Source organism: Pseudomonas sp. KH_027 (assembly GCF_057838565.1).
In genome coordinates, this window is sequence record NZ_CM174470.1 from 3,978,145 (window position 1) to 4,004,294 (window position 26,150).

27 protein-coding genes are annotated in these 26,150 nt (G+C 60.4%); 7 read left to right on the forward strand and 20 right to left on the reverse strand.

Annotated elements, in window-relative coordinates:
• Positions 1-41: 41 nt before the first annotated feature.
• The 3 genes from AC3IYG_RS18580 to AC3IYG_RS18590 are packed head-to-tail and all read left to right on the forward strand — an operon-like array spanning position 42 to position 3,194.
• A complete protein-coding gene (locus AC3IYG_RS18580; protein WP_489310922.1) occupies positions 42-269 on the forward strand; it encodes a PP0621 family protein in 228 nt (75 codons plus the stop codon).
• Positions 259-1,851 (forward strand): sensor histidine kinase, encoded by a 1,593-nt coding sequence (locus AC3IYG_RS18585; RefSeq protein WP_489310924.1) that lies wholly within the window; start codon positions 259-261, stop codon positions 1,849-1,851. The genes AC3IYG_RS18580 and AC3IYG_RS18585 overlap by 11 nt, the downstream gene beginning before the upstream one ends.
• A gap of 2 nt (positions 1,852-1,853) precedes the next feature.
• Positions 1,854-3,194, forward strand: coding sequence for a sigma-54-dependent transcriptional regulator (locus AC3IYG_RS18590; RefSeq protein WP_489310926.1), 1,341 nt, complete (start codon positions 1,854-1,856; stop codon positions 3,192-3,194).
• Between the two features lie 77 nt (positions 3,195-3,271).
• Here AC3IYG_RS18590 and thiO read toward each other — a convergent pair whose 3' ends face one another.
• Genes thiO through AC3IYG_RS18625 form a run of 7 tightly spaced genes read right to left on the reverse strand, consistent with a single transcriptional unit; the run spans position 3,272 to position 10,607 of the window.
• Positions 3,272-4,387: a glycine oxidase ThiO gene (thiO, locus tag AC3IYG_RS18595; protein WP_489310928.1), complete on the reverse strand. Its 1,116-nt coding sequence runs from the start codon at positions 4,385-4,387 to the stop codon at positions 3,272-3,274.
• Between the two features lie 57 nt (positions 4,388-4,444).
• A complete protein-coding gene (locus AC3IYG_RS18600; RefSeq protein ID WP_489310930.1) occupies positions 4,445-4,867 on the reverse strand; it encodes a type IV pilin protein in 423 nt (140 codons plus the stop codon).
• Positions 4,849-8,046 (reverse strand): pilus assembly protein, encoded by a 3,198-nt coding sequence (locus AC3IYG_RS18605; RefSeq protein ID WP_489310932.1) that lies wholly within the window; start codon positions 8,044-8,046, stop codon positions 4,849-4,851. The genes AC3IYG_RS18600 and AC3IYG_RS18605 overlap by 19 nt, the downstream gene beginning before the upstream one ends.
• Positions 8,047-8,049: 3 nt before the next feature.
• The gene (locus tag AC3IYG_RS18610) at positions 8,050-8,607 is read right to left on the reverse strand and encodes a pilus assembly PilX family protein (RefSeq protein WP_489310934.1); all 558 of its coding nucleotides are present in this window, start codon (positions 8,605-8,607) and stop codon (positions 8,050-8,052) included.
• Positions 8,604-9,668 carry a PilW family protein gene (locus AC3IYG_RS18615; RefSeq protein ID WP_489310935.1) on the reverse strand — a complete coding sequence of 355 codons (1,065 nt, stop codon included), beginning with the start codon at positions 9,666-9,668 and terminating at the stop codon, positions 8,604-8,606. The genes AC3IYG_RS18610 and AC3IYG_RS18615 overlap by 4 nt, the downstream gene beginning before the upstream one ends.
• Positions 9,669-9,677: 9 nt before the next feature.
• Positions 9,678-10,088 (reverse strand): type IV pilus modification protein PilV, encoded by a 411-nt coding sequence (gene pilV / locus AC3IYG_RS18620; protein WP_489310937.1) that lies wholly within the window; start codon positions 10,086-10,088, stop codon positions 9,678-9,680.
• Between the two features lie 9 nt (positions 10,089-10,097).
• Positions 10,098-10,607: a GspH/FimT family pseudopilin gene (locus AC3IYG_RS18625; protein WP_489310939.1), complete on the reverse strand. Its 510-nt coding sequence runs from the start codon at positions 10,605-10,607 to the stop codon at positions 10,098-10,100.
• Positions 10,608-10,763: 156 nt separating this feature from the next.
• Here AC3IYG_RS18625 and AC3IYG_RS18630 point away from each other — a divergent pair, with 156 nt between their 5' ends.
• Positions 10,764-11,270: a GspH/FimT family protein gene (locus AC3IYG_RS18630; RefSeq protein WP_489310940.1), complete on the forward strand. Its 507-nt coding sequence runs from the start codon at positions 10,764-10,766 to the stop codon at positions 11,268-11,270.
• Here AC3IYG_RS18630 and ispH read toward each other — a convergent pair.
• The 6 genes from ispH to murJ form a co-directional block, all read right to left on the reverse strand.
• A complete protein-coding gene (gene ispH / locus AC3IYG_RS18635) occupies positions 11,265-12,212 on the reverse strand; it encodes a 4-hydroxy-3-methylbut-2-enyl diphosphate reductase (RefSeq protein WP_489310942.1) in 948 nt (315 codons plus the stop codon). The two genes, AC3IYG_RS18630 and ispH, sit on opposite strands and share 6 nt — an antisense overlap.
• Positions 12,213-12,423: 211 nt before the next feature.
• The gene (locus AC3IYG_RS18640; protein WP_489310944.1) at positions 12,424-12,876 is read right to left on the reverse strand and encodes an FKBP-type peptidyl-prolyl cis-trans isomerase; all 453 of its coding nucleotides are present in this window, start codon (positions 12,874-12,876) and stop codon (positions 12,424-12,426) included.
• On the reverse strand, positions 12,869-13,378 hold the full coding sequence (gene lspA / locus AC3IYG_RS18645) for a signal peptidase II (RefSeq protein WP_489310946.1): 510 nt from the start codon (positions 13,376-13,378) through the stop codon (positions 12,869-12,871). Before lspA ends, AC3IYG_RS18640 begins: the two co-directional genes overlap by 8 nt.
• Positions 13,371-16,202, reverse strand: a complete 2,832-nt coding sequence (gene ileS, locus AC3IYG_RS18650; protein WP_489310948.1) for an isoleucine--tRNA ligase — start codon at positions 16,200-16,202, stop codon at positions 13,371-13,373. Before ileS ends, lspA begins: the two co-directional genes overlap by 8 nt.
• Positions 16,203-16,237: 35 nt before the next feature.
• Positions 16,238-17,164 carry a bifunctional riboflavin kinase/FAD synthetase gene (ribF, locus tag AC3IYG_RS18655; RefSeq protein ID WP_489310950.1) on the reverse strand — a complete coding sequence of 309 codons (927 nt, stop codon included), beginning with the start codon at positions 17,162-17,164 and terminating at the stop codon, positions 16,238-16,240.
• A 138-nt stretch (positions 17,165-17,302) separates the two neighbouring features.
• Positions 17,303-18,853, reverse strand: coding sequence for a murein biosynthesis integral membrane protein MurJ (murJ, locus tag AC3IYG_RS18660; protein WP_489310952.1), 1,551 nt, complete (start codon positions 18,851-18,853; stop codon positions 17,303-17,305).
• A gap of 243 nt (positions 18,854-19,096) precedes the next feature.
• Between murJ and rpsT the strand changes: the two genes are divergently transcribed.
• Positions 19,097-19,375 carry a 30S ribosomal protein S20 gene (rpsT, locus tag AC3IYG_RS18665; RefSeq protein WP_137887328.1) on the forward strand — a complete coding sequence of 93 codons (279 nt, stop codon included), beginning with the start codon at positions 19,097-19,099 and terminating at the stop codon, positions 19,373-19,375.
• Positions 19,376-19,557: 182 nt separating this feature from the next.
• Here rpsT and AC3IYG_RS18670 read toward each other — a convergent pair whose 3' ends face one another.
• The 5 genes from AC3IYG_RS18670 to rplU form a co-directional block, all read right to left on the reverse strand.
• Entirely contained in the window at positions 19,558-20,019 is a 462-nt protein-coding gene (locus AC3IYG_RS18670) for a CreA family protein (RefSeq protein WP_489310954.1), read from the reverse strand.
• A 34-nt stretch (positions 20,020-20,053) separates the two neighbouring features.
• Positions 20,054-21,172 (reverse strand): glutamate 5-kinase, encoded by a 1,119-nt coding sequence (gene proB, locus AC3IYG_RS18675; protein ID WP_489313956.1) that lies wholly within the window; start codon positions 21,170-21,172, stop codon positions 20,054-20,056.
• A gap of 98 nt (positions 21,173-21,270) precedes the next feature.
• Positions 21,271-22,494 (reverse strand): Obg family GTPase CgtA, encoded by a 1,224-nt coding sequence (gene cgtA / locus AC3IYG_RS18680; RefSeq protein WP_489310956.1) that lies wholly within the window; start codon positions 22,492-22,494, stop codon positions 21,271-21,273.
• 203 nt (positions 22,495-22,697) lie between these two features.
• Positions 22,698-22,955, reverse strand: coding sequence for a 50S ribosomal protein L27 (gene rpmA, locus AC3IYG_RS18685; protein ID WP_122450171.1), 258 nt, complete (start codon positions 22,953-22,955; stop codon positions 22,698-22,700).
• Between the two features lie 36 nt (positions 22,956-22,991).
• Positions 22,992-23,303, reverse strand: coding sequence for a 50S ribosomal protein L21 (gene rplU / locus AC3IYG_RS18690; RefSeq protein ID WP_489310958.1), 312 nt, complete (start codon positions 23,301-23,303; stop codon positions 22,992-22,994).
• Between the two features lie 243 nt (positions 23,304-23,546).
• Here rplU and AC3IYG_RS18695 point away from each other — a divergent pair, with 243 nt between their 5' ends.
• Both AC3IYG_RS18695 and AC3IYG_RS18700 read left to right on the forward strand, forming a co-directional pair.
• Entirely contained in the window at positions 23,547-24,515 is a 969-nt protein-coding gene (locus tag AC3IYG_RS18695; protein ID WP_489310960.1) for a polyprenyl synthetase family protein, read from the forward strand.
• 143 nt (positions 24,516-24,658) lie between these two features.
• Positions 24,659-24,901: a PA4570 family protein gene (locus AC3IYG_RS18700; RefSeq protein WP_137887337.1), complete on the forward strand. Its 243-nt coding sequence runs from the start codon at positions 24,659-24,661 to the stop codon at positions 24,899-24,901.
• A 78-nt stretch (positions 24,902-24,979) separates the two neighbouring features.
• Here AC3IYG_RS18700 and bamJ read toward each other — a convergent pair whose 3' ends face one another.
• Both bamJ and AC3IYG_RS18710 read right to left on the reverse strand, forming a co-directional pair.
• Positions 24,980-25,597: a BamJ family beta-barrel-assembly machinery protein gene (gene bamJ / locus AC3IYG_RS18705; RefSeq protein ID WP_489310963.1), complete on the reverse strand. Its 618-nt coding sequence runs from the start codon at positions 25,595-25,597 to the stop codon at positions 24,980-24,982.
• A 119-nt stretch (positions 25,598-25,716) separates the two neighbouring features.
• A complete protein-coding gene (locus tag AC3IYG_RS18710) occupies positions 25,717-26,022 on the reverse strand; it encodes a DUF6482 family protein (protein ID WP_489310965.1) in 306 nt (101 codons plus the stop codon).
• Positions 26,023-26,150: the final 128 nt, after the last annotated feature.

The following is a 26,150-nucleotide window of genomic DNA, read 5'->3' on the forward strand; positions in this document are numbered from 1 at the left end:
CCTTGGCTAAACTGCCAGCTTCTATAAAAGAAGAGCGCATTATGGGCCGCCTGTTGTTCTGGATCGCATTGATCGCTATCGCCTTCTGGCTATGGCGCCGCTTCAATCGCCCTGCCCGCCCCAAGCCGAAAGCGGATGCCGCCACGCCCATGGTGCGTTGCGCCCATTGCGGCGTGCATGTGCCTAGCGCCCATGCCCTCCAGCACGACCAGCAATGGTTCTGCAGCCAGGCCCACCTCGAAAAAGGCGCCCAGCACGGTGGTCGCTGAAGCACTGGCACTGAGCGGCCAACAGGGCCTGCGCGTTCTGCGGCTGTACCACTTCTACCGACTGCTGATTGGTCTGGCGCTGGTGTTGCTGATTTCCAGCAACCTCGACGATCAACTGCTCGACCTCGCCAATGACAAGCTGTTCCGCTACGGCAGCTGGCTCTATCTGGGCCTCAATGCCCTGTTCGCGCTGCTGGTGCGCCGGCCACAACACCTGCTGCAGGTTTTCAGCCTGGCGCTGGTCGACGTGATTTTGCTCTCCGGGCTGTTCTACGCCGCCGGCGGCACCCCCAGCGGGATTGGCAACCTGCTGATTGTTGCGGTCGCCATCGCCAATATCCTGCTGCGCGGGCGGATCGGCCTGCTGATCGCCGCGATCGCGACCATTGGCCTGATCTACCTGACCTTCTACCTCAGCCTGAGGAATCCCGCCGCCAGCGCGCAATATTTACAAGCGGGCGCGCTGGGCGCGCTGTGCTTTGCCGCCGCACTCTTCGTTCAGGGCCTGACCCGCCGCCTGCAAGTCAGCGAGAGCCTGGCCGAACAGCGCGCCGCCGATGTCGCCAACCTGGAAGCGCTCAACGCACAGATTCTGCAACGCATGCGTACCGGCATCCTGGTTCTGGATGCCCGGCATCATGTACTGCTGGCCAACCAGGGCGCACTGAACCTGCTGGGCCGCGATGCGCTGGTCGGCAAAGTGCTTGACCCACTCTGCCCCGAGCTGGTCAAACGCCGACAGCAATGGCTGCATAACCCGACACTGCGCCCCGCCAGCCTGCAAGCGTTCGCCGACGGCCCGGTCCTGCAACCCAGTTTCGTCACCCTGCAACGCGGCGAGCAGCGCCACACCTTGGTGTTTCTCGATGACATCTCGCAAATCGCCCAGCAAGCGCAACAACTCAAGCTCGCCTCGCTCGGCCGCTTGACCGCCGGCATCGCCCATGAGATCCGCAACCCGCTCGGCGCCATCAGCCACGCCGCGCAACTGCTGCAGGAGTCGGAAGCGCTGGAGGGCCCGGACCAGCGCCTGGCGCAAATCATTCAGGATCATTCGCGGCGCATGAACCTGGTCATCGAGAACGTCCTGCAACTCTCGCGGCGCCGCCAGGCCGAACCGCAGCTACTGGATTTGAAATACTGGCTGCACCGTTTTGCCAGCGAATTTCGCAGTGCCGCCAACGCCAATCAGTTGCTGCACCTGGAAACCGCCGGTAGCACTATCCAGACCCGCATGGACCCGCATCAACTCACTCAGGTACTCACCAATCTGGTACAAAACGGCTTGCGCTACAGCGCGCTACAACACAAACAGGGCCAGGTCTGGCTCAAGCTGTTTCGCGACGCAGACAGCGACCTGCCCGTGCTCGAGGTGCTGGATAATGGCCCCGGTGTGCCGCCCGAACAGCTGCAGCATATTTTCGAGCCCTTCTACACCACGGAAAACAAAGGCACCGGCCTGGGCCTGTATATTTCACGCGAGCTGTGCGAGAGCAACCAAGCCCGGCTCGACTACAAAACCCGTGAGGTCGGCGGCAGTTGCTTCCGCATCACCTTCGCCCACCCGCGCAAACTGAGCTGACCATGACCGCACGGCAGAGAGCCCTGATCGTCGACGACGAGCCCGATATCCGCGAACTCCTGGAAATCACCCTGGGGCGGATGAAGCTCGACACCCGTAGCGCGCGCAACGTCAAGGAAGCCCGCGAGTGGCTGGCCCGCGAACCCTTTGACCTGTGCCTGACCGACATGCGCCTGCCCGATGGCACGGGCCTGGAACTGGTGCAGCATATTCTCCAGCGCCATCCGCAGGTGCCGGTGGCGATGATCACCGCTTACGGCAGCCTGGATACCGCGATCAACGCCCTGAAGGCCGGCGCGTTCGACTTCCTGACCAAGCCGGTGGACCTTGGCCGCCTGCGCGAACTGGTCGCCACCGCCCTGCGCCTGCGCACGCCGGCCGATGAAGAAATGCCGGTAGACAACCGCCTGCTCGGCGACTCGCCGCCCATGCGCGCCCTGCGCAAGCAGATCATCAAACTCGCCCGCAGCCAGGCGCCGGTGTATATCAGTGGCGAGTCGGGCAGCGGCAAGGAACTGGTTGCGCGTCTGATCCACGAACAAGGGCCGCGCATCGAGCAGCCGTTCGTGCCGGTGAACTGCGGCGCGATCCCCTCGGAACTGATGGAAAGCGAGTTCTTCGGCCACAAGAAAGGCAGCTTCACCGGCGCCATCGAGGACAAACAGGGGCTGTTCCAGGCCGCCAATGGCGGCAGCCTGTTCCTCGACGAAGTGGCCGACCTGCCACTGCCGATGCAGGTCAAGCTGCTGCGCGCGATTCAGGAAAAGGCGGTGCGCGCCGTCGGCGGCCAGCAGGAATTGGTGGTGGACGTGCGCATCCTCTGCGCCACCCACAAGGATCTCGCTGCCGAAGTCGCCGCCGGGCGCTTTCGCCAGGACCTCTACTACCGCCTGAACGTGATCGAATTGCGCGTACCGCCCCTGCGCGAGCGCCGCGAAGACATCGCCCACCTGACCGAAGTCATGCTCAAACGTTTGGCCGAAGGTACCGGCCTGGCCGCCGCCAAGCTCGACGCCGACGCCCTGGAAAAACTGAAGAACTACCGTTTTCCCGGCAACGTGCGCGAACTCGAGAACATGCTCGAGCGCGCCTACACCCTCTGCGAAGACGACCAGATCCAGGCCAGTGACCTGCGCCTGGCGGACACTGCCGGCAGTGCCGATAGCGGCGAAGCCAGCCTGGCGCAAATCGACAACCTCGAAGATTACCTGGAAAACATCGAACGCAAACTGATCATGCAGGCCCTGGAAGAAACCCGCTGGAACCGCACCGCAGCCGCACAACGCCTGGGCCTGACGTTCCGCTCGCTGCGCTACCGCCTGAAGAAACTGGGCGTGGATTGAGCCCCTCCAGGGAGCCCATACGCAGGGTGGAATAGCGCAGCGTAATCCACCGCTGCGAGATCAACTACCGCCCCCCCTCAGAACGAAGCTTGGCAAGAGGACAAACCAATCCGCTTTTCCGGCGCATAGGGCGCAGGATCGACAATCGGCTCGCGCCCCAGCATCAAGTCCACCAACAACTGGCAGGATGCCGGGGCCAGGACCAGACCATTGCGGTAATGCCCGCAGTTCAACCAAAGCCCATCGAAACCGGGCACCGGCCCGATAAAGGGAATCCCCTCCGGCGAACCCGGCCGCAACCCGGCCCAATGCCCCACCACCTCGGCATCGGCCAACGCCGGCAACAACTCGACCGCCGACGCCTTGAGACTGGCCAACGCATCCTCGGTGGGCGTCTTGTCGAAGCCGGCATGCTCCAACGTGCTGCCAATCAGGATATGCCCGTCCTTACGCGGAATGGCATAACGCCCTTTGGCCAACACCATGCTCGGCAGAAAATCTTCAGCGCACTTGTAGAGAATCATCTGCCCCTTGACCGGCTCGACCGGTAGCTCGACCCCGAGGCTGGACAACAACTCAGCGCTCCAGGCCCCCGCTGCGATCACCACCCGATCCGCATGGATATCGCCATCAGCGGTACGCACACCGCTGATGCGCCCACCCTCACGCACAAAACCGCTGACCGCACACTGCTCGCGCAAGGTTACGTTCGGCATGCGCAACAAGGCTGCACGCAGTGCCTTGATCAACCGAGGGTTGCGTACATTGGCGATGTCCTTCATATGCACCGCACGGGAAAAACCACCACCAAGCACCGGCACCGCCTGATACACCGAGGCGATATCCACCGCCATCAGCGGCCGCCCCTGGCTCTGCGCCCAAGCGAGCGCCTCGGCCTCGTCATCCAGATCCAGCCAGTACAACCCCGTGACACGCACCTCGGGATCAACGCCCGTTTGCGCCAGCAACTGCTCACCCAAGCGCGGATAAAAATCCTGCGACCAATGCGCCAATGCCGTAACGGCTGCGCTATAGCGCCAGGGGTAAAGCGGAGAAACGATGCCGCCACCGGCCCAGGAAGACTCCCGGCCCACAGCAGCACACTCCAGCACGCAAACTTCCGCTCCAGATTTCGCTAGATTCAAGGCACTCAACAGGCCAATAACCCCACCACCAACGCAAACCGCCTTCACCCTTGCGACTCTCCAATAAAGAAGGGCCTGACAAGCAGGCCCCTGGACTCATGGATACTACCAACACTCAGTTGTAGCCGTTCCCGTCGCGCCCTTCACCCCCAGATTATTGAGCGTCAGGGTCGTGCACTTCGCATCGCTGGCCTGTGCTCTGCCTGCAACAGGGGTGGCGGTGAGGGTATAGGTCGTGGCTGCACTAACCACACCCACCGTATAAAACCCCTCGGCTGAATTGACCGTTCCGCCATTGGCCACCGAGCAGTTGGCATTGTCATAGGCACTGTATTGGGTGAAGCAACGCTCCAACGTTTGCGTCGTTTGCAGCAACGCTGTTTTAGCGTCCGTACGATTGGCCTTGCGCACATAGTCCATGTAGCTCGGGTAAGCAATAGCCGCCAGTATCCCGACGATAGCTACGACGATCATCAACTCGATCAAGGTAAAGCCGCGCGAGCTAGGACTCACCGTAATTGCCGCCATGACATTCTTCCTTCTTTGCTTGAGCCCTTCTCGGTAATCACCAAGATGTTACCCGATGAGCCACCCGAGTATTTGTACTCGGTGTCGCCCGCGGAGACGATGCCCGGGGTCTTGATGATGCCCTCCCGCGAGCGCATGCCGCCAGGATCACAGGTAGCCGTGCCACAGGCTACCTTATCGGCACTGTTGAATTCGCCATCGCCATTGGTATCCAGCACCGCATAGTTCAAATTGCCACCGGTAAAGGCATCCAGCTCCATCAGCCAACTGGTACCGCCCGCCAGGCACGGGTCGGCGGAGGGGATCACCGTGGTGAAGATGATCCGCCCGGCGCGCAGCAAGGGCAGACTGACTGCCCGCTCGCCCGAGGCAACGTTACTTGCCCCCGACGGAGAGCCCAAATCCATAAACCAGCCGCGCTTGTTCGTCCAGGTGATCGCTGTCTTGCTAACCGTCCGGTAGTCGCCCGACTCATACTGAATCCGCTGTGCCTGCAACTCACTCCGAGCGCTAATCTCCCAGCCATTCAGGCTATTACCGGAAGCCGGTTTATCCCAGATGCCATAGAAACTCTGCATCTGCGGACTGCCACCCACCGTATTATCGGCATTTTCAAAGTACTTGCCGGTGCCGAAATAGATCATCAACCCACCGCTGGTAGGATGCGAACCGATTTCGAGACCCGAGGTGATGGGCTGAAGCTGATTCGATGCGTTCTTGGCGGTAAACAGCGGAACACTGACCGTACTAGTACCATTTCCCGAGGTTTTGAAAACACCCCAGCTTGCCGATGAGGTACTTGAAAGATCAAACTTCCACAGATTGCCTTGCAAATCGCCGGCATATACATAGGTAACACGACGATTGGCATCCACCATCACCGCTGGCGCGGAAAGCCCATTAGCAGTATCTGCGATGGTGTCGGTATCAACGACTATTTTTTTGATAAACGCCCCAGTCGTCGCATTGACCACATAGAGCGCCGCACGGCCGGTGTTGCTGTCATAGCCGTTACTGAAGATAGCCACCCAGGTATCGTCCTGGGTGCGGGCGATTACCGGCGGACCATAGGTGTAACCCAGGTCATTCCAGTTATTGTTGCTGTCATTGGTATCCGGCGCGGTGATTTCCCATAGCACATCGCTGGCGGAGAAACTCCCCGGACTGGTGATGTTCAGCCCATAAATACCCCGCCCACCGGCGCCCAAGCCGCCGATCGCATAAGTCTTCCAGGCACTGCCCGCATAGACATCGCCCACGCCGATCGAGCCATCCACATAGTACTTATGGGTGTAATTGCTCTTGGTCAGGTGACGCAGGCCGGGGGTGTCACCCGGAGTGCCGGTTCTTTGCTTGAACAGCGAAGCCGGCACATAGGCAAACTGCTCACTGCCGGTTTCCGCGTCGAAGGCATGCAGCATGCCATCGTTGGCACCGACCATGACCAGTTTGGTAGCACCCGTCGCGCCCTTGCTGTCCAGGTACGCCTGGTAACTGTCCGCCGGCTCGGTAGTATCTGTTACAACGTTGGGCACGGTATAACCATAATTCTGTGCACCCACGAACACCGGGTCCGAGTTGACGATATCGCCAAGCACGGTGCTGCGGGTGCGCAACACCTCGTTGTCGGACAAGGTGGCGCCCGAACTGCCACCGCGCAGCCAGTTCACTACCTTCGGACCATCATTGTCCGCATCGACCACGCTCAGATCCGTTTTCTGCGCAGCGGTCAGGTTGGTCCACAAGAAGGGCACACCTGCGGCGCCCGTGTAGGTATACACATTTCTGCTCGTAGAAGAGGGGATAAGTCCGGAAGTGCCGGTCCGCCAGCGCGCAGCGCCCACGGTGCCGTTGCTGTTGATGCCGTAGGCGATCAGCTCGCCACTCCAGTCGCCACTATTGAACTTCGCTTGGTAAATCAGCGTGTCCGTATCGAGACGGGTGGAGTTGGTGGCGATGGCGGCGGCGGAACTGGTCTGGTTCTTGATCGACTGAATCGCCTGGCTCAGCGCCGTACTCAACTGCGCTGCGTTGTTGGCCGTAAAGTACTGCCCATGGCCATACTCGGCGGCGTCCTGCAGCATCTGGTTGGCTACCGAGAAGCCAACGGTGTAGGTCTGCATGTTCTGTTTGACAAAGGCTGGATCTTCGTAGCTGACATTAAAAGTGTCATTACCTGTGCGCTTGAAGTCTATGTCGTAGGCGAACTTGGCCAGATCGTCCAGATACAGTGAATAGCCTTCATCATTCTCACCTGACCCGGAGGGGCGATAGCCATCCGAATATTGCGGCGCAGGGGTCAGCGTAGTGGTGGTCGGGGACAAACCATCCCAATCTGGAAGTGCCTTGCTGGTATCCAGAACATCATCGGGATCACCCGTCGGAAAGGTTGTGTCATAAGTTGGCAGGCCGTCGGTGATCACCACACCAAAGTTCTTCTGGCAGCGGTATTGCTGCGGACTGGTGTAGCTGTCCAGGCCGCGCATATAGCGGGTCACTTCATAATAGGCTTCGGCCAGCGGCGTAGAGCTGCTCGGACTCAACCCATCAATCTTAGACGCTAGCGTTGACTGCGTAGAGCCAACCGCTGCTTCCAACTCTCCACCCTCCCGACCAGCGAAACTGAATGCACCGAAGCGCATACTGGGATTGTTAGTCACAATACCCTTAGCAGCACTTTTAAGAACATTCATCCGATAATCATTTGGAACCGCCGCCACCGCAGTCAGATCAGTGCCATCGGTATAGGTTCTAGCCAGATAGGCCACATAATTCGGCACAAACCAAGTCTCATCATTGCCAATCGGATCAGGAAACTTCAGACACTTCTCCGTGACGCCATCCAGCCGGATCTTGTCGAATCCGCTGGCACAGCCACCGCGCCACATGGTCGACTTCGCAATTTGACTACCTTGAGCAGCAAGATCGTAGAAGTTATCGTCATTGGAATATTGAGCAGAACCAGAACCACCATTCAATATATAGTTATGATTATTGTCGTAGCCATCCGCCCAGATGGCATGCCGCATACTTCCCGAGTCATCCAGCAACATGACCACATTAGGGGCAACAGTCGTCGACTGAAACAACGGCACATCGGCAATATCCAAAGCCCACGCCGGAGAGGCGGCATAAGCGGCCAGAACAGCACCCAGTGCGAAAGATTTGATTTTGTTCACGATCTAGCCTCCCTGCCGACGATAAGTCGACTGCAGAATCACTACCGCATCGGTCGTGCCGCCCACGGCCTTCGCAGTCACCCGATAACTTTTAACTTCCTTGAGTACGCCGAACTTCATGCTTTCGCCCGGCGTGGAAAATACCGTGGGTACTTCTTCAACCACATAACGCGGCGCAGCGCTCAGTTCGCTGTAGGTCGAAGTCGAGGAATAGGTGCGCGAATTTGACGACCAGGGATAGGATTCCCAGAAAGTTGGGTCACCTGCTCGCAGACGAATATTTAACGTGGGAATAACATAATTCTTATTAATGAGCCCGCCCGTATTATTGAACCCTGGCAAGGTAGCCGACTGCAGATATCTCTCGCCACCACGCAAGGCTGCCTCGGCCGCCTGGAAGGCCAAGTTACGGTCACGCATATTGCCGACCATCTTTTCCTGCAGGGTGGTGTCCTGCATGCCCGCCACGCCGATCAGGGTCAATATCAGCAACAGCACCAGCGCCACAATCAGGGTGGCGCCACGCTGACGGCCATAAGGGCTTGCGATAGATTGATTCATGGCATTTTCGCCCTCACACCGATAGTAGAAACAAAGACATGGCGTAAGCGTTTGTCCGTTGGAGTTACGCTGGCGCCATCGAAGCTATATGGCTGGACAGCGTCCGTCACATTGTCTTCGATACTACGCATTAATAACTGCACGCGAATGGCACCCACCTTGTCCCAAGCAGTCGCTGAACTTACAGCGGTGGCGGTGTCATATTGATCGGGCACAAAATCCGTCCCGGTATCGCGCCCATAGAGCAGCTGCAGACTCTCCACACCCTCGAGAATCTCCTGAGCCACACCCGGAACAATCGACTGCCAGAGCGCAGGCTGCCCACTGGCGCCGTTGGCGATGTAGTAATACACCGTATTCATCTTGATGATTTCAGAGTCGGCGCCGAATCTCTCAGAGTCCGGCGCACTCGCGCCACCCCAGGAACTGATGGCATTACCCGGAGTACCCGAGGCGGGGTGGGTCAGGTTGAACTCATTGGGCTGGCCGGTCTGCTGAATGTTGCCCGCTTGAAAAATTCGGGCCTTAGTGCAATCCGCCACCATCAAGATATCGCCCTGACAGATTCCGCTGATTCTGGCAGTGCCATCCGTGCAGGCGCCCGCCTCGACCCCCTTATCCTCGGCAAACAGCTGTGCAGAGTTATTATTCTGAATAATCTTTACCCCATCACCCACCGGCCCCTTGATTACCAATACGTCGGTATTGGCCAGAGGCGCAGGACTCAAGGCAGAAAGTTCAGTCGGCACACTCGCCCCAACATCATAGCCGCGCACCCCCCGGGAAAAGTCATAGTTGATTGAGGTGGGATTATTCAATGTATTGGTCGTCGAAGAATAATCTCCACTGGCGCACCCGGTATAACCCGCCATGCGGATATCACGCCCGAGGAACTCCAGGGCCATGCGGCCATTTTCCTGGATACGTGCCAGCGATTGCTGGAAGCTGTAAGTCTTCTTGCTATCAAGGAATATCTTGGACACCCCGGCAATCAAGAAAAGCCCGATGACCATCGCCACCATCAGTTCAACCAGCGACAAGCCTTTTTGCGAACTTTGCATAGCAGGCCCCTATATCTGCGTCTTATAAGTGAAACTGTCATCGGCATCGCGCCCGGCTTCACGCCATTGAATGGTCAGCGTGCAGATATTCGAGGCGCAACTCACGGCACCATCGCCGGCCGGCAGCGTTGTGGCAATCAGCGTCAACCACTGACTCTGGTCCGTCGTCACTGTATTGGAGGCCGAAGGCGTGTCGGCCGAAAGGCTGATGTTGTACAGGTTCGCGCGGGCATCATCCTTGTTCAGGCGCATGCGGTCGGCCATGTCATAGGCGAGGATATTGGCCTGCGAGCGCAGATAGGCGCCGTGATTGAATTGCAATGAGCGCGCCTGCAGGGCGGCAAGCCCGAGCAGGCCCACCGAGGTAATCAGCAAGGTCACCAACACCTCGATCAGGGACAAGCCTTTTTCGTGCTTCATTTCGTCTCCTCAGGTGCAGTTCACTTTCTGCACGGAAATCCTACCGGATGCCGAAAACGAGATAGTCCGGGCATTCGCGCCGGTGCAGGATGTGGTCCGCACTGTGATATTCGCGCGGATCGGGGCGAAGCCCAGGCCCGAATAACGGATAAAGGTTGCGGTGCCAGCGGCCGTAGCGCCCGATGGCATCGCGGTACGGCGGTTGAGAACGGTGCCAACAGTGGCGGTGCTGGTCGTGTCACTGGCCGCCGTATCGACAAAAACAATCCAACCCGACTGCCATGCAGTTCCAGAGCAGGATGTGCCGTTAGCGCTCGGACACAGGCTAACGCGGGTGCCGCGCTTTACCGCCTCAACCCGCGCAGCGTTGAGCGCCGAAACCAGCTCGTTGGCGGCAGCCTGCGAGCGATTGTTGCGCACAATATCGGCGAAGCTCGGCACGCCCACTGCAAGTAGCACACCCAGCACCGTCAAGGTGACCATCAACTCTATCAGCGTGAAACCTTTATCCCACTTCACGAGCGCTCTCCTCCAAGATCTGAACAGAACCTAGCCCGACAAGCTTTGCCAGTCACCTACACCCCGATAGCCGCGGCGGATCACCGGACCACAGGTCATTGGCGTTCTCAGGAAAAGGCTTCTAGGCTCTCTTAACCCAGCACACGGACGTGCAAAATGCAGAAAGGAACCTCTTTACTGGAGGCACTAATATGCCTGTGCCTTATTACGCTGCTCAGCTTCTGGGCGGTGCCAGCCTGGCATAACTTCCGTGCCCAATATTTGGCTTACAGCCATGTAGAGTCCTTGCGACAGGGCTTTGCCCTTGCTCGTACCCTGGCTGTCGAGCGCGGGGCACCAGTCAGCATTGTTCCGCACCAAGCCAATTGCTGGCAGTGTGGATACCGCGTGATAGAGGACTCGAACGCTAATGCCCGGCTTGATGAGGGTGAGCGTGAGATATTGAACATGTCTGCCGCCGCCACTGGTCTGCGAGTCAAACACAACTCACCGCTGAGGAATGGCGCAATTTATTTCAGCGACGGCGCGGCGCGTCAACCTGGAGGCGCCTTTCTTGCAGCAACTATCACGGTATGCCACAGCCAGCTAAGCGAGCAGTGGCGACTCATTATTAACCGCGCAGGCCGGGTTAGAAGCCACAAGAGACAAGCCGAGTGCTTATGAAATTGTTTGCACCCGCAACTCCTTCGGCATCGAGAACGTCACGTTCTCCGGGCGGCCATCGAGCTCTTGCGCGCCAACCGCGCCCCACTCGCGCAGGCGCTCCACCACACCGCGTACCAACACCTCCGGCGCCGATGCGCCGGCGGTGATGCCGATGTGTTGGCAATTGTCGAACCAGCTGCGTTGCAGGTCCTCGGCGCCATCGATCAGGTAGGCCGGTGTGCCCAAGCGCTCGGAGAGTTCGCGCAGGCGATTGGAGTTGGAGCTGTTCGGGCTGCCGACCACCAGCAGCACATCGCATTCACTGGCCAGTTGTTTCACCGCGTCCTGGCGGTTCTGGGTGGCGTAGCAGATGTCATCCTTGCGTGGGCCACCGATGCTGGGGAACTTGCTGCGCAGGGCGTCGATGACGCGGCTGGTGTCATCCATCGACAAGGTGGTCTGGGTGACGAAGGCCAGGGCCTCCGGGTTACGCACCTGCAGGCGTTCGACGTCTGCCTCGTCTTCCACCAGGTAGATGGCGCCGCCGTTGCGGGCATCGTACTGGCCCATGGTGCCTTCCACTTCGGGATGGCCGGCGTGGCCGATGAGGATGCATTCGCGTCCGTCGCGGCTGTAGCGAGCCACCTCGATGTGTACCTTGGTCACCAGCGGGCACGTCGCGTCGAACACCTTGAGACCTCGCTGTTCGGCTTCCTGGCGCACCGCCTGGGACACGCCGTGGGCGCTGAAGATGACGATGACGTCATCCGGCACCTGATCCAGTTCTTCGACGAAGATCGCGCCACGGGCGCGCAAATCCTCGACCACGAACTTGTTGTGCACCACTTCATGGCGCACGTAGATCGGCGGGCCGAAGACTTCCAGCGCGCGGTTGACGATTTCGATTGCGCGATCGACACCGGCGCAGAAGCCACGGGGGTTGGCGAGTTTGATTTGCATGGGTATAGGTCTCGGCTCGCATGGCCTGGAAGTGGGAGTTTAACGCCGCCGGCCGCCCAAGGGCGAATCGGCACCTGCAAGGGCCGGCTGGCAGGCGAACCACGCCCCCCCCCGGCAAGGGAGCAGAGCCCCCGACTCGGAGTGTAATGGGACGCGGAGCGCCCCCGGCGGGGCTCCCACACCGGAGCATGGGAACCATCAGCCATCCGACTCAGGCAGGTTTGACGGAGATGATCTCGACCTGAAAGCTCAGCGTCTTGCCGGCCAGCGGGTGATTGAAATCGATGGTCACCTGGGCCTCGTCGAAGGCTTTGACCACACCCGGCAACTCGGTGTTCGCGGCGTCGTTGAAGATCACCAGCAAGCCCTCGGACAACTCCATATCCTGGAACTGCGTGCGCGGCATGACCTGCACATTCTGCGGGTTGGGTTGACCGAAACCGCGCTCCGGCTCGACTTCCAGGGTGCGCTTGTCGCCCGCCTTGAGGCCGAACAAGGCGGCCTCGAAACCCGGCAGCAGATTGCCATCGCCGACCTTGAAGGTGGCCGGCCGTTTATCGAAGGTGCTGTCCACCACTTCGCCCGAGTCGAGATTCAGGGCGAAATGCAGGGTGACTTCCTTGTCCGGACCAATACGCTGCTCAGTGACGAGTGACTCAGTCATGGGCGGGTTCTCCGGATTTTTTGCTTTTGAACATGTCCAAGGCCAGCAGGATGGCGCCAACCGTGATGGCGCTATCGGCGATGTTGAACGCCGGGAAGTACCAGCGGTTCTGCCAATGCACCAGGATGAAATCGACCACATGACCGAGCATGACGCGGTCATACAGATTGCCCAGCGCGCCGCCCAGAACCAATGCCAGCGCCACGGCCAGCCAGGTTTCTTCGACCTTCAGGCGCTTGAGCCAGACCACCAGAACGGCGCTGACGCCAATGGCGATCAGCGCAAACAACCAGCGCTGCCAACCCGAACTGTCGGCCAGGAAGCTGAACGCCGCGCCGGTGTTGTACGCCAGTGTCCAGCTGAAGTAGTCGGGAATGACCACGATCTGCTGGTACAGGGTCAACGCGCCCTCGAAATAGAACTTGCTCGCCTGATCCAGCACGAACACCAGCGCGCTCAGCCACAGCCAGGCCAAGCGTCCCATACGGCTAACCTCAGGCATAGTGACGCACCTCACCGGCACCGCTGATGTTGTCGACGCAGCGACCGCAGATTTCCGGATGCTCGGGATTGACCCCGACGTCCTCGCGGCAGTGCCAGCAACGGGCGCACTTGGCATGGCCGGACTTGACCACTTTCAGCTTGAGGCCGGCGACCTCGGTCACCACCGCATCCGCCGGCGCCTGTAGCAACGGCGCCACGCTGGCGGTGGAGGTGATCAGCACGAAGCGCAGCTCGTTGCTGAGCTTGGCCAGATCGGCGACCAGCGCCTCTTCGGCATACAGCGTCACTTCCGCCTGCAGGTTGCCACCGATGGCCTTGGCCGCGCGGAGGTTTTCCAGCTCCTTGTTCACCGCCACTTTCACCGCCATGACCCGCTCCCAATAGGCGCGGTCCAGCTCGAAGCCTGCCGGCAGTTCGCTGAGGCCTTCGTACCAGGTGTTGAGCATCACCGACTCGTTACGCTCGCCCGGCAGGTATTGCCACAGCTCGTCGGCGGTGAAGGCGAGGATCGGCGCGATCCAGCGCACCAGCGCTTCGGAGATGTGGAACAGCGCGGTCTGGCAGGAGCGCCGTGCGGTGCTGTCGGCGGCCGTGGTGTACTGCCGGTCCTTGATGATGTCCAGGTAGAAACCGCCCAGTTCCTGCACGCAGAAATTGTGCACCTTGGAGTAGACGTTCCAGAAGCGGTATTCGCCGTAGTTCTCTTGCAACTCGCGCTGCAGCAGCAAGGCGCGATCCACCGCCCAACGATCCAGCGCGAGCATGTCTTCAGCCGGCAGGATGTCGCTGGCCGGGTTGAAGCCGGTCAGGTTGGAGAGCAGGAAACGTGCGGTGTTGCGGATCCGCCGGTAGGCATCGGCGCTACGCTGCAAAATGGTTTCCGACACGGCCATTTCACCCGAGTAGTCGGTAGCCGAAACCCATAGACGCATGATGTCGGCGCCCAAGGTGTCGTTGACCTTCTGTGGCGCGATCACGTTGCCCAAGGATTTGGACATCTTGCGGCCGTTCTCGTCGACGGTGAAACCGTGGGTCAGCAACTCGCGGTACGGCGCGTGGTTGTCGATGGCGCAACCGGTCAGCAACGATGAGTGGAACCAGCCACGGTGCTGATCGGAACCTTCGAGGTACAGGTCGGCACGCGGGCCGGTCTCGTGGCCCATCGGATGCGAACCGCGCAGGACGTGCCAGTGCGTGGTACCGGAGTCGAACCAGACGTCAAGGGTGTCGCTGATCTTGTCGTATTGCGGCGCTTCGTCACCGAGCAGTTCGGCGGCGTCCATCTTGAACCAGGCCTCGATGCCTTCCTGTTCAACACGTTGCGCCACTTCTTCCATCAATTCGACGGTCCGTGGGTGCAGGTCGCCGCTTTCCTTGTTCAGGAAGAACGGGATCGGCACGCCCCAGTTGCGCTGACGGGAGATGCACCAGTCCGGACGGCTGGCGATCATCGAGTGCAGACGCGCCTGCCCCCAGGCCGGTACGAACTGCGTCTCTTCAATGGCTTTGACCGCACGCTTGCGCAGGGTCTCGCCGGTGGCCGGTTCTTTGTCCATGCCGACGAACCACTGCGCGGTGGCACGGTAGATCAGCGGGGTCTTGTGGCGCCAGCAGTGCATGTAGCTGTGGCTGATGGTTTCGGTGAACAGCAGGCTGCCGACTTCGGCCAGCTTGTCGACGATGTTCTGGTTGGCCTTGAAGATGAACTGACCACCGAAGAACCCCAGCGATTCGGAATAGACGCCGTTGCTCTGCACCGGGTTGATGATGTCGTCGTTGACCATGCCATAACGCTTGCAGATCACGAAGTCGTCCACGCCATAGGCGGGCGAGCAGTGCACGATGCCGGTACCGGCGCCCAGTTCGACGTAGTCGGCCAGATACACCGGGGACAGACGATCATAGAACGGGTGCCGGAAATTGATCAGTTCCAGCGTTTCGCCCTTGGCGATGGCCACGACCGAACCTTGCAGGTTGTAGCGCGCCAGGCAGGACTCGACCAGCTCTTCGGCCAGGACCAGGAACTTGTCGCCGACGTCGACCAGCGCGTAATTGAATTCCGGGTGAACGTTCAGCGCCTGGTTGGCCGGGATGGTCCACGGGGTGGTGGTCCAGATCACGATGGACGCCGGCTTGCCCAGTGCGGACAAACCGAAAGCCGCTGCCAGTTTGGCGTCGTCAGCAAGCGGGAACGCGACATCGATGGTGGCGGATTTCTTGTCGGCGTATTCGACTTCCGCTTCAGCCAGGGCCGAACCGCAGTCGAAACACCAGTTCACCGGCTTCAAGCCCTTGAACACGAAGCCGCCTTTGACCATTTCCGCCAGGGCACGGATTTCTCCGGCCTCATTGGCAAAATCCATGGTTTTGTACGGATTGGCCCAATCGCCAAGCACGCCGAGACGTTTGAATTCGGCCTTCTGCCCTTCGATCTGCTCGGTGGCGTAGGCGCGGCACAGCTCGCGGGTCTTGTCGGCAGGCAGGTTCTTGCCGTGGGTCACTTCGACTTTGTGCTCGATTGGCAGACCGTGGCAGTCCCAGCCCGGAACATAAGGCGCATCGAAACCCGACAGGGTCTTCGAGCGGATGATCATGTCCTTGAGAATCTTGTTGACCGCGTGACCGATGTGAATATTGCCGTTGGCATACGGAGGACCGTCGTGCAGAACGAACTTCGGACGATCCTTACCGATCTCCCGCAGCTTCTGGTACAGGCCAATGCTGTCCCAGCTCTGCAGAATCTGCGGCTCGCGCTGCGGCAGGCCGGCCTTCATCGGGAAGGCGGTGTCCGGGAGGTTTAGCGTGGCTTTGTAGTCGGTCATCTCAGGCTCTTCATTAGCGATTGGCGCTACTTGTTTTAAGGGCACCAATGGGCACGGGCAGCGGCGACATCCGCGTCTATCGCCGACTTCAGCGCCTCCAGGGAGGCGAAACGCTGCTCATCACGCAGCTTGTGGTGGAATGCCACCGTCAAACGCCGGCCATAAATATCGCCGGTAAAATCCAACAAATGCACTTCAAGGTGGGCACTGCCATCACCTGCCACGGTCGGCCTGACGCCAATATTGGCGACACCCGGCCAGGGTTTCCCGTCGATTTCGGTACTGACCAGGTAAACCCCGGACAGTGGCACGCGACGACGCTTGAGCTGCACATTGGCGGTTGGCGTACCCAGCTGGCGAGCCAGTTTCTGCCCATGCAGCACCCGCCCGGCGATCTGGAATGGCCGCCCCAGCAGGCGCTCGGCCAACGGGAAATCGGCCGCCGCCAGCGCCTCACGCACCCGCGTACTGCTGACCCGCAAGCCATCGACCTCGACCGTGGTCGCCGCCTCGACACTGAAGCCTTCGGCCGCGCCGGCCTGCAGTAAAAACGCAAAATCACCGGCACGGTCGCAACCAAAGCGGAAATCGTCACCGACCTCCAGGTGCTGCACGCCAAGCCCTTGCACCAGCACGGCGTGAACGAACTCGGCCGCACTCAACTCGCGCAGCCGACGGTTAAACGACAGGCACAGCACCCGGTCGACCCCTTCGGCAGCGAACAACGCCAACTTGTCGCGCAGGCGCGCCAAACGCGCCGGCGCCAGGTCAGGGGCGAAGTACTCACGAGGCTGTGGCTCGAAAATCACCACGCAGCTGGGCACGCCCAACTCGACCGCACGCTCGCGCAGGCGCGCCAGAATGGCCTGATGACCGCGGTGCACTCCGTCGAAATTGCCGATGGTGGCAACACAGCCCCGGTGCTGGGGCCGCAAATTGTGTAGGCCTCGAACCAGCTGCATAGGATGCTTCTTGCTCACAAAGTGGCCGATTATACGCACACCCGGCGCCAGACAACAGGCGACAGCCCTAGCGGGAGTGACAGACGCCGTATGCGCAAAAGCCGGAAGCGGAAAACCAGGACCGGCAAGCGCCGTAAATCACAGCACCGCCTTTCTGGAAAAGTCTTTCAGACGGAACCCCAGCAACGCCAACATCCCGAAATAACTCACGCCCCCACCTGCGACAAGCAGGCCCAGGCGCATGAAACGCTCGAGCATGCCGCCCTGATCCCAGGCGGGCATCCAGTGCAAGATGCCGAGCAACACCGCCGACATGACCAGCACCGCGAGCATCAATTTACCGAAAAACCGTGCCCAGCCCGGCTGCGGCGTGAACAGCTGTTGCTTGCGCAGCTGCCAATAGAGCAGCCCGGCATTGATGCAAGCCCCCAGGCCGATGGCCAGCGCCAACCCGGCATGCTGCGAGCCCACAGGAAAGGTGAAGAAAAAGGCCAGGTTCATGACCTGCGTCATCGCCAGGGTGAACAACGCGATCCTGACCGGCGTCTTGATGTTGCGCTGAGCGTAGAAGCCCGGCGCCAGGACCTTGATCAACAGGATGCCGGTCAAACCGACCGCATACGCGATCAGCGCCAACTGGGTCATCTGTGCATCATGGGCGGTGAACTTGCCGTACTGAAACAGCGACACCGTCAGCGGCTCCGCCAGCAGCGCCAGCGCCAAGGCACAGGGCAGCACCAGCAGCAGACAGAGGCGCAACCCCCAATCCAGCACCCGGGAAAACTCCGGCACGTCCTTGTTGGCAAAGGTTTTCGACAGCACGGGCAACAGAATCGTCCCCAGCGCCACCCCCAGCACCCCCGAAGGCAGCTCCATCAGGCGATCGGCGTAGTACATCCAGGAAACCGAGCCCGCCACCAGAAACGAGGCGAAGATGGTGTTGATGATCAGCGAAATCTGGCTCACCGACACACCCAGAATGGCCGGCCCCATTTGTTTCAACACCCGCCAGACACCGCGATCGCGCAAATTCAGGCGCGGCAACACCAGCATGCCGATCTTCTTCAGGTGCGGCAGCTGGTAGACCAACTGCAGGAAGCCGCCGACCAGCACCGCCCAGCCCAGCGCCATCACGGGCGGGTCGAAATAAGGGGTCAGGAACAAGGCGAAAACGATCATGCTGAGGTTCAGTAAAGTCGGCACGAAGGCCGGCACCGAAAAGCGGTTCCAAGTATTGAGTATCGCGCCAGCCAGCGAGGCGAGCGAAATCAGCAATATATAAGGGAACGTCACGCGCAGTAGGGCCGAGGTCAGCTCGAACTTTTCCGGGGTATCGGTAAAGCCCGGCGCGGTGACCCAGATCACCCAGGGCGCCGCCAGCATCCCCAGCGCCGTGACCAGCGCCAGCACCAGGGTGAGCAGGCCCGACACATAGGCGATAAAGGTGCGGGTCGCCTCCTCGCCCTGCTGGCTCTTGTATTCCGCCAGGATCGGCACGAAGGCCTGCGAGAAAGCGCCCTCGGCAAATATTCGCCGTAGCAGGTTGGGCAGCTTGAAGGCGACGAAGAAAGCGTCGGTGGCCAGGCCGGCGCCAAAAATACGCGCCACTATGGTGTCGCGCACAAAGCCCAGCACACGGGACAGCATCGTCATGGAGCTGACTGCGGCCAGCGACTTGAGTAAATTCATAGGACTGGATTGCTACCACTCGATTAGGTGCCACACCACTTGGGCTCAACCACTCGCGCCGCCCGGGCATCAGGGCCAAGCCAAAGCCGGCGAGTGTAGAACCGGCACATAAATAAATCACGCCCTCATGTCGCTGCACTCCGTCAGATAGCCGAACCACGCTTGACAAGGGCGGAACAGATCGGCATGATTCGCGGCCTTATTTGTTTAGTCATTCCCCAAAGTTTTTCGAGGAGCTCGACGGTGGCCAATACACCTTCTGCCAAAAAACGCGCTAAACAGGCTGAGAAGCGTCGTAGCCATAACGCCAGCCTGCGCTCCATGGTTCGTACCTACATCAAGAACGTGGTCAAGGCTATCGACGCCAAAGATCTCGAACTTGCTCAAACTGCCTACACCTTGGCTGTGCCAGTAATCGACCGTATGGCCGACAAAGGCATCATCCACAAGAACAAAGCAGCACGTCATAAAGGCCGCCTGAACGGCCACATCAAGGCACTCAGCGAAGCTGCTGCAGCCTAAGTGTGACGCGCTAAAAAAACCGACCTGATGGTCGGTTTTTTATTGCCTGCGATAAAGCCAACCACAACCCCCCATGCAGAACACCCCAGAGCGAAGCGAACAGCCCGCCGCCGAGCGACGAGCAAGCAAACGAAAAACCCACAAACCACTGGCGTACCGCTGCGCGAGCACGCCCTACGGGACTATTGCACCCACGGCAGGATCGGGATCGCCGTCACCGCATTCTGCGGGCTACCCTCGATCACCCGGTCGCTATAGACCAGGTAGACCAGGGTATTGCGCTTACGATCGAAGAAGCGCACCACCTGCATGGTCTTGAACACCAGGGAGGTGCGCTCCTGGAACACCACCTCGCCATCCTTCAACTCGGACACGAAGCGAATCGCTCCGACCTGGCGACAAGCGATCGAAGCCTCGGCCCGATCCTCCGCCAAGCCCAAGCCACCCTTGACGCCGCCGGTCTTGGCCCGCGACAAGTAGCAGGTCACGCCCTCGACCTTGGGATCGTCAAACGCCTCGACGACGATCTTGTCGTTCGGCCCCACCCACTTGAACACCGTGGAGACCTGACCAACCTCCTCCGCACTCACCCCGAACGACAGCAGCGGCAACACCGCGCCCAGCAATCCATTGGCCAATCGCATCAGCAAACTCCTTGCCGCCCGCAGGCCGGCTCACTCAAACCAGAATCAAATTATCGCGATGCACCAACTCCGGCTCATCGACGTAACCCAGCAGCTTTTCGATAGCATCCGACGGCTGGCCGACGATCTTCTGCGCTTCGCTCGCACTGTAGTTCGCCAGGCCGCGCGCCACTTCCCGCCCATCCGGCCCGACACATACCACCATTTCGCCACGCCGGAAGCTGCCCTGCACGGTCTTCACGCCAACCGGCAGCAGGCTCTTGTGCCCCTGCAGCAAGGCCTTTACCGCCCCCGCATCCAACACCAGGGTGCCGCGCGTCTGCAGATGCCCCGCCAGCCATTGCTTGCGTGCCGCCAGCAAGCCGCGCTCCGGCGTCAGCAGCGTACCGAGCAGCTCGCCCGCTTTGAGCCGAGCCAGGACACGCTCAATGCCGCCACCGACGATAATCGTGTGCGCACCGGAACGCGCCGCCAGGCGCGCCGCGCGCAGCTTGGTCTGCATGCCGCCACGCCCCAATGCACCACCCGTGCCACCCGCGACCGCATCCAGCGCCGGATCATCGGCACGGGCTTCGTGGATCAATTGAGCATCGGGATTGTGTCGCGGATCGGCATCGAACATGCCATCGCGATCAGTGAGGATAACCAGCAGGTCAGCCTCAACCAGGTTGGCCACCAGCGCGGCCAGGGTATCGTTGTCGCCGAAACGGATCTCGTCGGTGACCACCGTGTCATTCTCGTTGATCACCGGAATGGCGCCGAGATCGACCAGGGTACGCAAGGTGCTGCGCGCATTCAGGTAACGCTTGCGATCAGACAGATCGTCATGGGTCAGCAGAATCTGCGCGGTATGCCGACCATGCCGGGCAAAACTGGACTCCCAAGCCTGCACCAACCCCATCTGCCCCACCGCCGCCGCCGCCTGCAGCTCGTGAATGGCGCTGGGGCGCGAACTCCAGCCCAGCCGGCTCATACCCGCCGCCACCGCCCCAGAGGACACCAGCACCAGCTCTACGCCCGCCTCGCGCAGCGCGACCATCTGCTCGACCCACACCGCCATAGCCGCCCGATCCAGGCCACGCCCATCAGCCGTCAGCAGCGCGCTGCCGATTTTCACCACCCAGCGCCGTGCGCCCGTCACCTTGTCCCGCATCATCGTCCAACCTTGGTCAGCGAGCGACGCGACCAGCCTGGCGCCGCCCTTGCGATTAGTCAGCACAACGCCGCTAATCAGCGGCGTTGTGGTTTCACTCAATCCCGGACGTAAATAATTTCCGGGCCATCATCGTCATCGTCTTCATCATCATCGAAATCATCATCACTGAGATCATCGACGCTCTTCACCCCAGCCCGACGCAGCGCACGCTGATCATCCAGCGCCTGCAACTGGGCGCGCGCCTCATCCTCGATGCGCTGATCCAGCTCAGCCAGCTCTTCGGCGTATTGCGGATCTTCCGCAAGACGCAGGGTACGCTCTTCCAGGTAGCGCATGATGTCATAGCAGAGCTTTTCGGTGCCTTCGCTACCGATGGCGGAAATCACATACACCGGCCCAGTCCACTCCAGACGCTCGGTAATCTCCTTGATCCGCGCATCCTGCTCTTCTTCCAGGATCTGGTCGGACTTGTTCAGCACCAGCCAGCGATCGCGCTCAGCCAAAGACGGGCTGAACTTGGTCAACTCATTGACGATGGTTTCAGCCGCATCGCACGGATCGGTCAGATCCAGCGGCGCCATATCCACCAGGTGCAGCAGCAGACGCGTACGCGCCAAGTGCTTGAGGAAGCGAATCCCCAGGCCCGCACCATCGGAAGCGCCTTCGATCAGGCCCGGAATATCCGCGACCACGAAGCTCTTATAACGGTCGACACTGACCACGCCCAGGTTCGGCACCAGCGTGGTGAACGGATAATCCGCCACTTTCGGCTTGGCCGCGGAAACCGAACGAATGAATGTGCTCTTGCCGGCATTCGGCAAACCGAGCAGACCGACATCCGCCAACACCTTCAACTCCAGCTTGATGTCGCGCGACTCACCCGGCTTGCCGAGCGTGGTCTGGCGCGGAGCGCGGTTGGTACTGGACTTGAACCGGGTGTTACCCAGCCCGTGCCAACCACCATGCGCCACCAGCAACCGCTGACCGTCCTTGGTCAGGTCGCCGATGATCTCCTGGGTACCGGCATCGATCACCGTGGTGCCGACCGGCACACGCAGCACCGAGTCCTCACCCTTGCGCCCAGTGCAATCGGCACTGCCACCGTTGGAACCACGCTCGGCATCGAAACGCCGCGTGTAGCGGTAATCGACCAAGGTATTCAGGTTGCCGTCGGCCACCATATAGATGGAGCCGCCATCACCGCCGTCGCCGCCGTTCGGCCCACCGTTCTCGATGAACTTCTCACGACGGAAGCTCATGCAACCGTTACCACCATCACCCGCTTTTACAAAAATCGATACTTCATCGACGAATTTCATCGGCACGCCTCCCGCCGCAATAGCGGGCTAGATAACACAAGGACATAAGACTTTTGCAAAATTCAGCTACACAGCCCTGCTCGAGCCTCCTCATGATCAAGACCAGAAGGAGCAACAGCACCCAGACAATTTTGCAAAAGCCTCAAGGATACAGAAACAAAAAAGCCCCGTCGCGAGACAGGGCTTTTCCAGCAACGTCGCGATTAAGCCGCGATGACGCTCACGTAGCGACGACCGAAGGCGCCTTTAACTTCAAACTTGATCACGCCTTCGACTTTAGCGAACAGGGTGTGATCCTTACCCATGCCAACGCCGTAACCGGCGTGGAACTGGGTGCCGCGCTGACGCACGATGATGTTGCCTGCCTTGATAGCCTGGCCGCCGTACATCTTCACGCCAAGGCGTTTCGATTCTGAGTCGCGACCGTTGCGGGTACTACCACCAGCTTTTTTGTGTGCCATGAGTTCAATACTCCAAAAGGGGGGATTAGGCTGAAATTAAGCCTGAATACCGGTAATTTTGATCTCGGTGTACCACTGGCGGTGGCCCTGACGCTTCATGTGATGCTTACGACGGCGGAACTTGATGATGGTCACTTTATCGTGACGGCCTTGTGCAATCACTTCGGCCACGACTTTAGCGCCTTCAACAACCGGGGCGCCGATTTGCACGTCGTCACCATTGCCGATCAGCAGAACGCGATCGAAAGTTACGGCTTCGCCAGTGGCGATTTCGAGCTTTTCGATCTTGAGGTATTCACCTTCGGCGACTTTGTATTGCTTGCCACCGGTAACAATTACTGCGTACATAATTTTGCTCCGTTAAATCCTGCTCACCCAGCGCTTTATAGGAATAGTCGTCGGCTGGCATGGCTGCTTGGGGCCGGAAGGACGCCCTTGCAATTGCGTAAGGCAGGTGCTGCCCAGGGAAGTTCAGGGGCCGCGATTGTACGCAAGCCGCGCCCGCCGCGCAAGCACCACCCGCGCTTGCCTTGACAGCCCCCACCCCGCCCCCTAGCATGCCGCGCAACCTTCGAGGAGCACTTGTCACTGATGCAACCACAGGCCTTCTATCACGTGGTAGCGGACGATTTTACCGCTGTCGATGGCATTATCAGGCGGCAACTGGTTTCCCGCGTTCCGCTGGTGGAAAAAATCGGTGACTACATCATCTCCGCGGGGGGCAAACGCTTGCGCCCGCTACTGGTGTTGCTCTGCGGCAAAGCCCTGGGCCATCAGGGCGATGATCTGCGCCTGCTCGCCGCCACCATCGAGTTCCTGCACACCGCCACCCTGCTGCATGACGACGTGGTCGACATGTCCGGCATGCGCCGTGGCCGCTCGACGGCCAACGCACTGTGGGGCAACGCACCGAGCGTGCTGGTCGGCGACTTCCTCTATTCGCGCTCCTTCGAAATGATGGTCGAACTCGGCTCCCTGCCCGTGATGCAGATTCTATCCCGCGCCACCCGCGTAATCGCCGAGGGCGAAGTGCTGCAACTGTCAAAGATTCGCGACGCCAGCACCAGCGAAGAGACCTATATGGAAGTCATCCGCGGCAAGACCGCGATGCTCTTCGAGGCCTCCACCCACAGCGCCGCGGCCCTGGTAGGCGCATCCGCCGAGCAGACCGAAGCGCTGCGCACCTTTGGTGACCATCTCGGCGTGGCATTCCAGTTGGTCGACGACCTGCTCGACTACCGTGGCGATGCCGACACCCTGGGCAAGAACGTCGGCGACGACCTGGCCGAAGGCAAACCGACGCTGCCGCTGATCTACACCATGCGCGAAGGCAGTGCCGAGCAAGCCGCCCTGGTGCGCAAAGCCATTCAGCAAGGCGGGTTAGAAGACCTGGAAAGTATTCGCGCCGCCGTCGAAGCCGCTGGCGCCCTGGACTACACCGCCCAACAAGCCCGCGACTATGCCGCCCGCGCCATTGCCTGCCTGGACGCTCTGCCGGCCAGCGAATACCGCGATGCGCTGGTCGAGTTGAGCGAGTTCGCCGTGGCCCGCACCCACTGAAACCGGCTCGTGCACCGCTGTACCCGGCAAAAAAAGCCCGTCTCACTGACGGGCTTTTTGTTTCCCGTCAGAAAAAGCAAATTACGCCTTGCTATTAATTGAATAGGAATTATTCTCATCAAATCAAGAAAAGGAGATGAGCCATGACCTATTTGATCGACGCTTGGCTGGACCGCCCGCACCCTTACCTGCGCATCCTGCACCGCGACACTGGCGAAGTCTGCGCCGTACTGGAAGAGGAAGCCCTCGATGAGCTGCGCGAACAGGGTGACCTGGATCTGACCGGCCTGAACTCCAGCGAGCCCCTGGTGCTCAAGGAGCTGGTGCGCAACCTGTTCCTGTTCTGTTACGCCCGCGCCCTGCGCCCGGCCGGCGAGGCGCACTGAGCAAGCCCCGGGCCCAGAATGCAAAAAGCCGGGAATGCAGATGCACACCCGGCCTTTTACTACTGAGCGACTGAATCCTTAGAGGATTTCCAGCAGCTCGACATCAAACACCAGCACGCTGTGCGGCGGGATGCTGCCGACGGCCTGGCCACCGTAGGCCAGCTCGCTCGGCACGTACAAGCGCCACTTGCTGCCTGTCGGCATCAGTTGCAGGGCTTCGGTCCAACCTGCGATCACGCCGCCCACCGGAAACTCCGCCGGCTGACCACGATCATAGGAACTGTCGAACACGGTGCCGTCGATCAGGGTGCCGTGGTAGTGGGTACGCACGCTGTCTTCGCGGGACGGCTTGGCGCCTTCGCCAGCGCTCAGCACTTCGTACTGCAGGCCGGAATCCAACTGAGTGATGCCGGCACGCTTGGCGTTTTCCGCCAGGAAGGTCAGACCGGCACCAGCAGCGGCTTCAGCCTTGGCCTGCGCTTCGGCCTGCATGATTTCGCGGATCACCTTGAAGCTGGCGGACATTTCCTCCTGACCGACCCGGCTGGCGTGGCCACGGAAAGCGTCGGTCAGCCCCACCAGAATGGCGTCCAGGCTCACGCCCGGCGGCGGGTTGTCGCGCAGTTGGTCACCCAGCTGACGGCCGATGCCGTAGCTGACGCGGGTTTCGTCAGTAGAGAGATTGAGTTCGGACATGGCAGGGCTCCGCTGAGGCCAAAAAAGGTCGGCAAGACTAGCACAGATGGCTATGCCGCCCCACCCACCCCGCGCAGGCGCCCCGACAACGGGCTGCCCTGGCTCAGCGCCGCCGCGCCCTAGCTGGCGGAAAGGTTCGAGATCGGCAGGCGCAGCACATCCTGGGGCGCTGCCTGCATTCCACACATTTCATCGTGCACCACTGCATGCACCAGGTTCAGGGGCAGCTTCGACAGTTCGTGCAACAGTTCGCGCGCATGCTCCACTGAGCGCAGGTGCATGATCTGACCATGACCGTCATGCAGCGGATGCAGCCGCCCGTCCATATGCGCCTCCAGCACATAGATGCCACCTTCGAGGGAGATCAGGCTCAATTCGTCGATATGCCCGGCCCGGGCATGGGCGGAAAGGTCGTGCAGGTTCATGGCTGTACCTCGCGCTGACAGGGTGTACAAAATTCATACACCTACAGTCTTTGCGCAACAGCCAGGAAGCACAAGGCAACCAGCCAACCGCCCGTCCACTTCAAGGCGGCGGGTGGACTGGCGCCGTG

What these genes read in the sequence shown, in the direction of transcription:
- AC3IYG_RS18580 (WP_489310922.1), top strand. Translation starts at nt 42, where the DNA reads ATGGGCCGCCTGTTGTTCTGGATCGCATTGATCGCTATCGCCTTCTGG.
- AC3IYG_RS18590 (WP_489310926.1), top strand. Translation starts at nt 1,854, where the DNA reads ATGACCGCACGGCAGAGAGCCCTGATCGTCGACGACGAGCCCGATATC.
- AC3IYG_RS18600 (WP_489310930.1), bottom strand. Translation starts at nt 4,867, where the DNA reads ATGGCGGCAATTACGGTGAGTCCTAGCTCGCGCGGCTTTACCTTGATC.
- AC3IYG_RS18610 (WP_489310934.1), bottom strand. Translation starts at nt 8,607, where the DNA reads ATGAATCAATCTATCGCAAGCCCTTATGGCCGTCAGCGTGGCGCCACC.
- AC3IYG_RS18615 (WP_489310935.1), bottom strand. Translation starts at nt 9,668, where the DNA reads ATGCAAAGTTCGCAAAAAGGCTTGTCGCTGGTTGAACTGATGGTGGCG.
- pilV (WP_489310937.1), bottom strand. Translation starts at nt 10,088, where the DNA reads ATGAAGCACGAAAAAGGCTTGTCCCTGATCGAGGTGTTGGTGACCTTG.
- AC3IYG_RS18630 (WP_489310940.1), top strand. Translation starts at nt 10,764, where the DNA reads ATGCAGAAAGGAACCTCTTTACTGGAGGCACTAATATGCCTGTGCCTT.
- ispH (WP_489310942.1), bottom strand. Translation starts at nt 12,212, where the DNA reads ATGCAAATCAAACTCGCCAACCCCCGTGGCTTCTGCGCCGGTGTCGAT.
- AC3IYG_RS18640 (WP_489310944.1), bottom strand. Translation starts at nt 12,876, where the DNA reads ATGACTGAGTCACTCGTCACTGAGCAGCGTATTGGTCCGGACAAGGAA.
- lspA (WP_489310946.1), bottom strand. Translation starts at nt 13,378, where the DNA reads ATGCCTGAGGTTAGCCGTATGGGACGCTTGGCCTGGCTGTGGCTGAGC.
- ileS (WP_489310948.1), bottom strand. Translation starts at nt 16,202, where the DNA reads ATGACCGACTACAAAGCCACGCTAAACCTCCCGGACACCGCCTTCCCG.
- ribF (WP_489310950.1), bottom strand. Translation starts at nt 17,164, where the DNA reads ATGCAGCTGGTTCGAGGCCTACACAATTTGCGGCCCCAGCACCGGGGC.
- murJ (WP_489310952.1), bottom strand. Translation starts at nt 18,853, where the DNA reads ATGAATTTACTCAAGTCGCTGGCCGCAGTCAGCTCCATGACGATGCTG.
- AC3IYG_RS18670 (WP_489310954.1), bottom strand. Translation starts at nt 20,019, where the DNA reads ATGCGATTGGCCAATGGATTGCTGGGCGCGGTGTTGCCGCTGCTGTCG.
- proB (WP_489313956.1), bottom strand. Translation starts at nt 21,172, where the DNA reads ATGCGGGACAAGGTGACGGGCGCACGGCGCTGGGTGGTGAAAATCGGC.
- cgtA (WP_489310956.1), bottom strand. Translation starts at nt 22,494, where the DNA reads ATGAAATTCGTCGATGAAGTATCGATTTTTGTAAAAGCGGGTGATGGT.
- rpmA (WP_122450171.1), bottom strand. Translation starts at nt 22,955, where the DNA reads ATGGCACACAAAAAAGCTGGTGGTAGTACCCGCAACGGTCGCGACTCA.
- rplU (WP_489310958.1), bottom strand. Translation starts at nt 23,303, where the DNA reads ATGTACGCAGTAATTGTTACCGGTGGCAAGCAATACAAAGTCGCCGAA.
- AC3IYG_RS18695 (WP_489310960.1), top strand. Translation starts at nt 23,547, where the DNA reads ATGCAACCACAGGCCTTCTATCACGTGGTAGCGGACGATTTTACCGCT.
- AC3IYG_RS18700 (WP_137887337.1), top strand. Translation starts at nt 24,659, where the DNA reads ATGACCTATTTGATCGACGCTTGGCTGGACCGCCCGCACCCTTACCTG.
- bamJ (WP_489310963.1), bottom strand. Translation starts at nt 25,597, where the DNA reads ATGTCCGAACTCAATCTCTCTACTGACGAAACCCGCGTCAGCTACGGC.
- AC3IYG_RS18710 (WP_489310965.1), bottom strand. Translation starts at nt 26,022, where the DNA reads ATGAACCTGCACGACCTTTCCGCCCATGCCCGGGCCGGGCATATCGAC.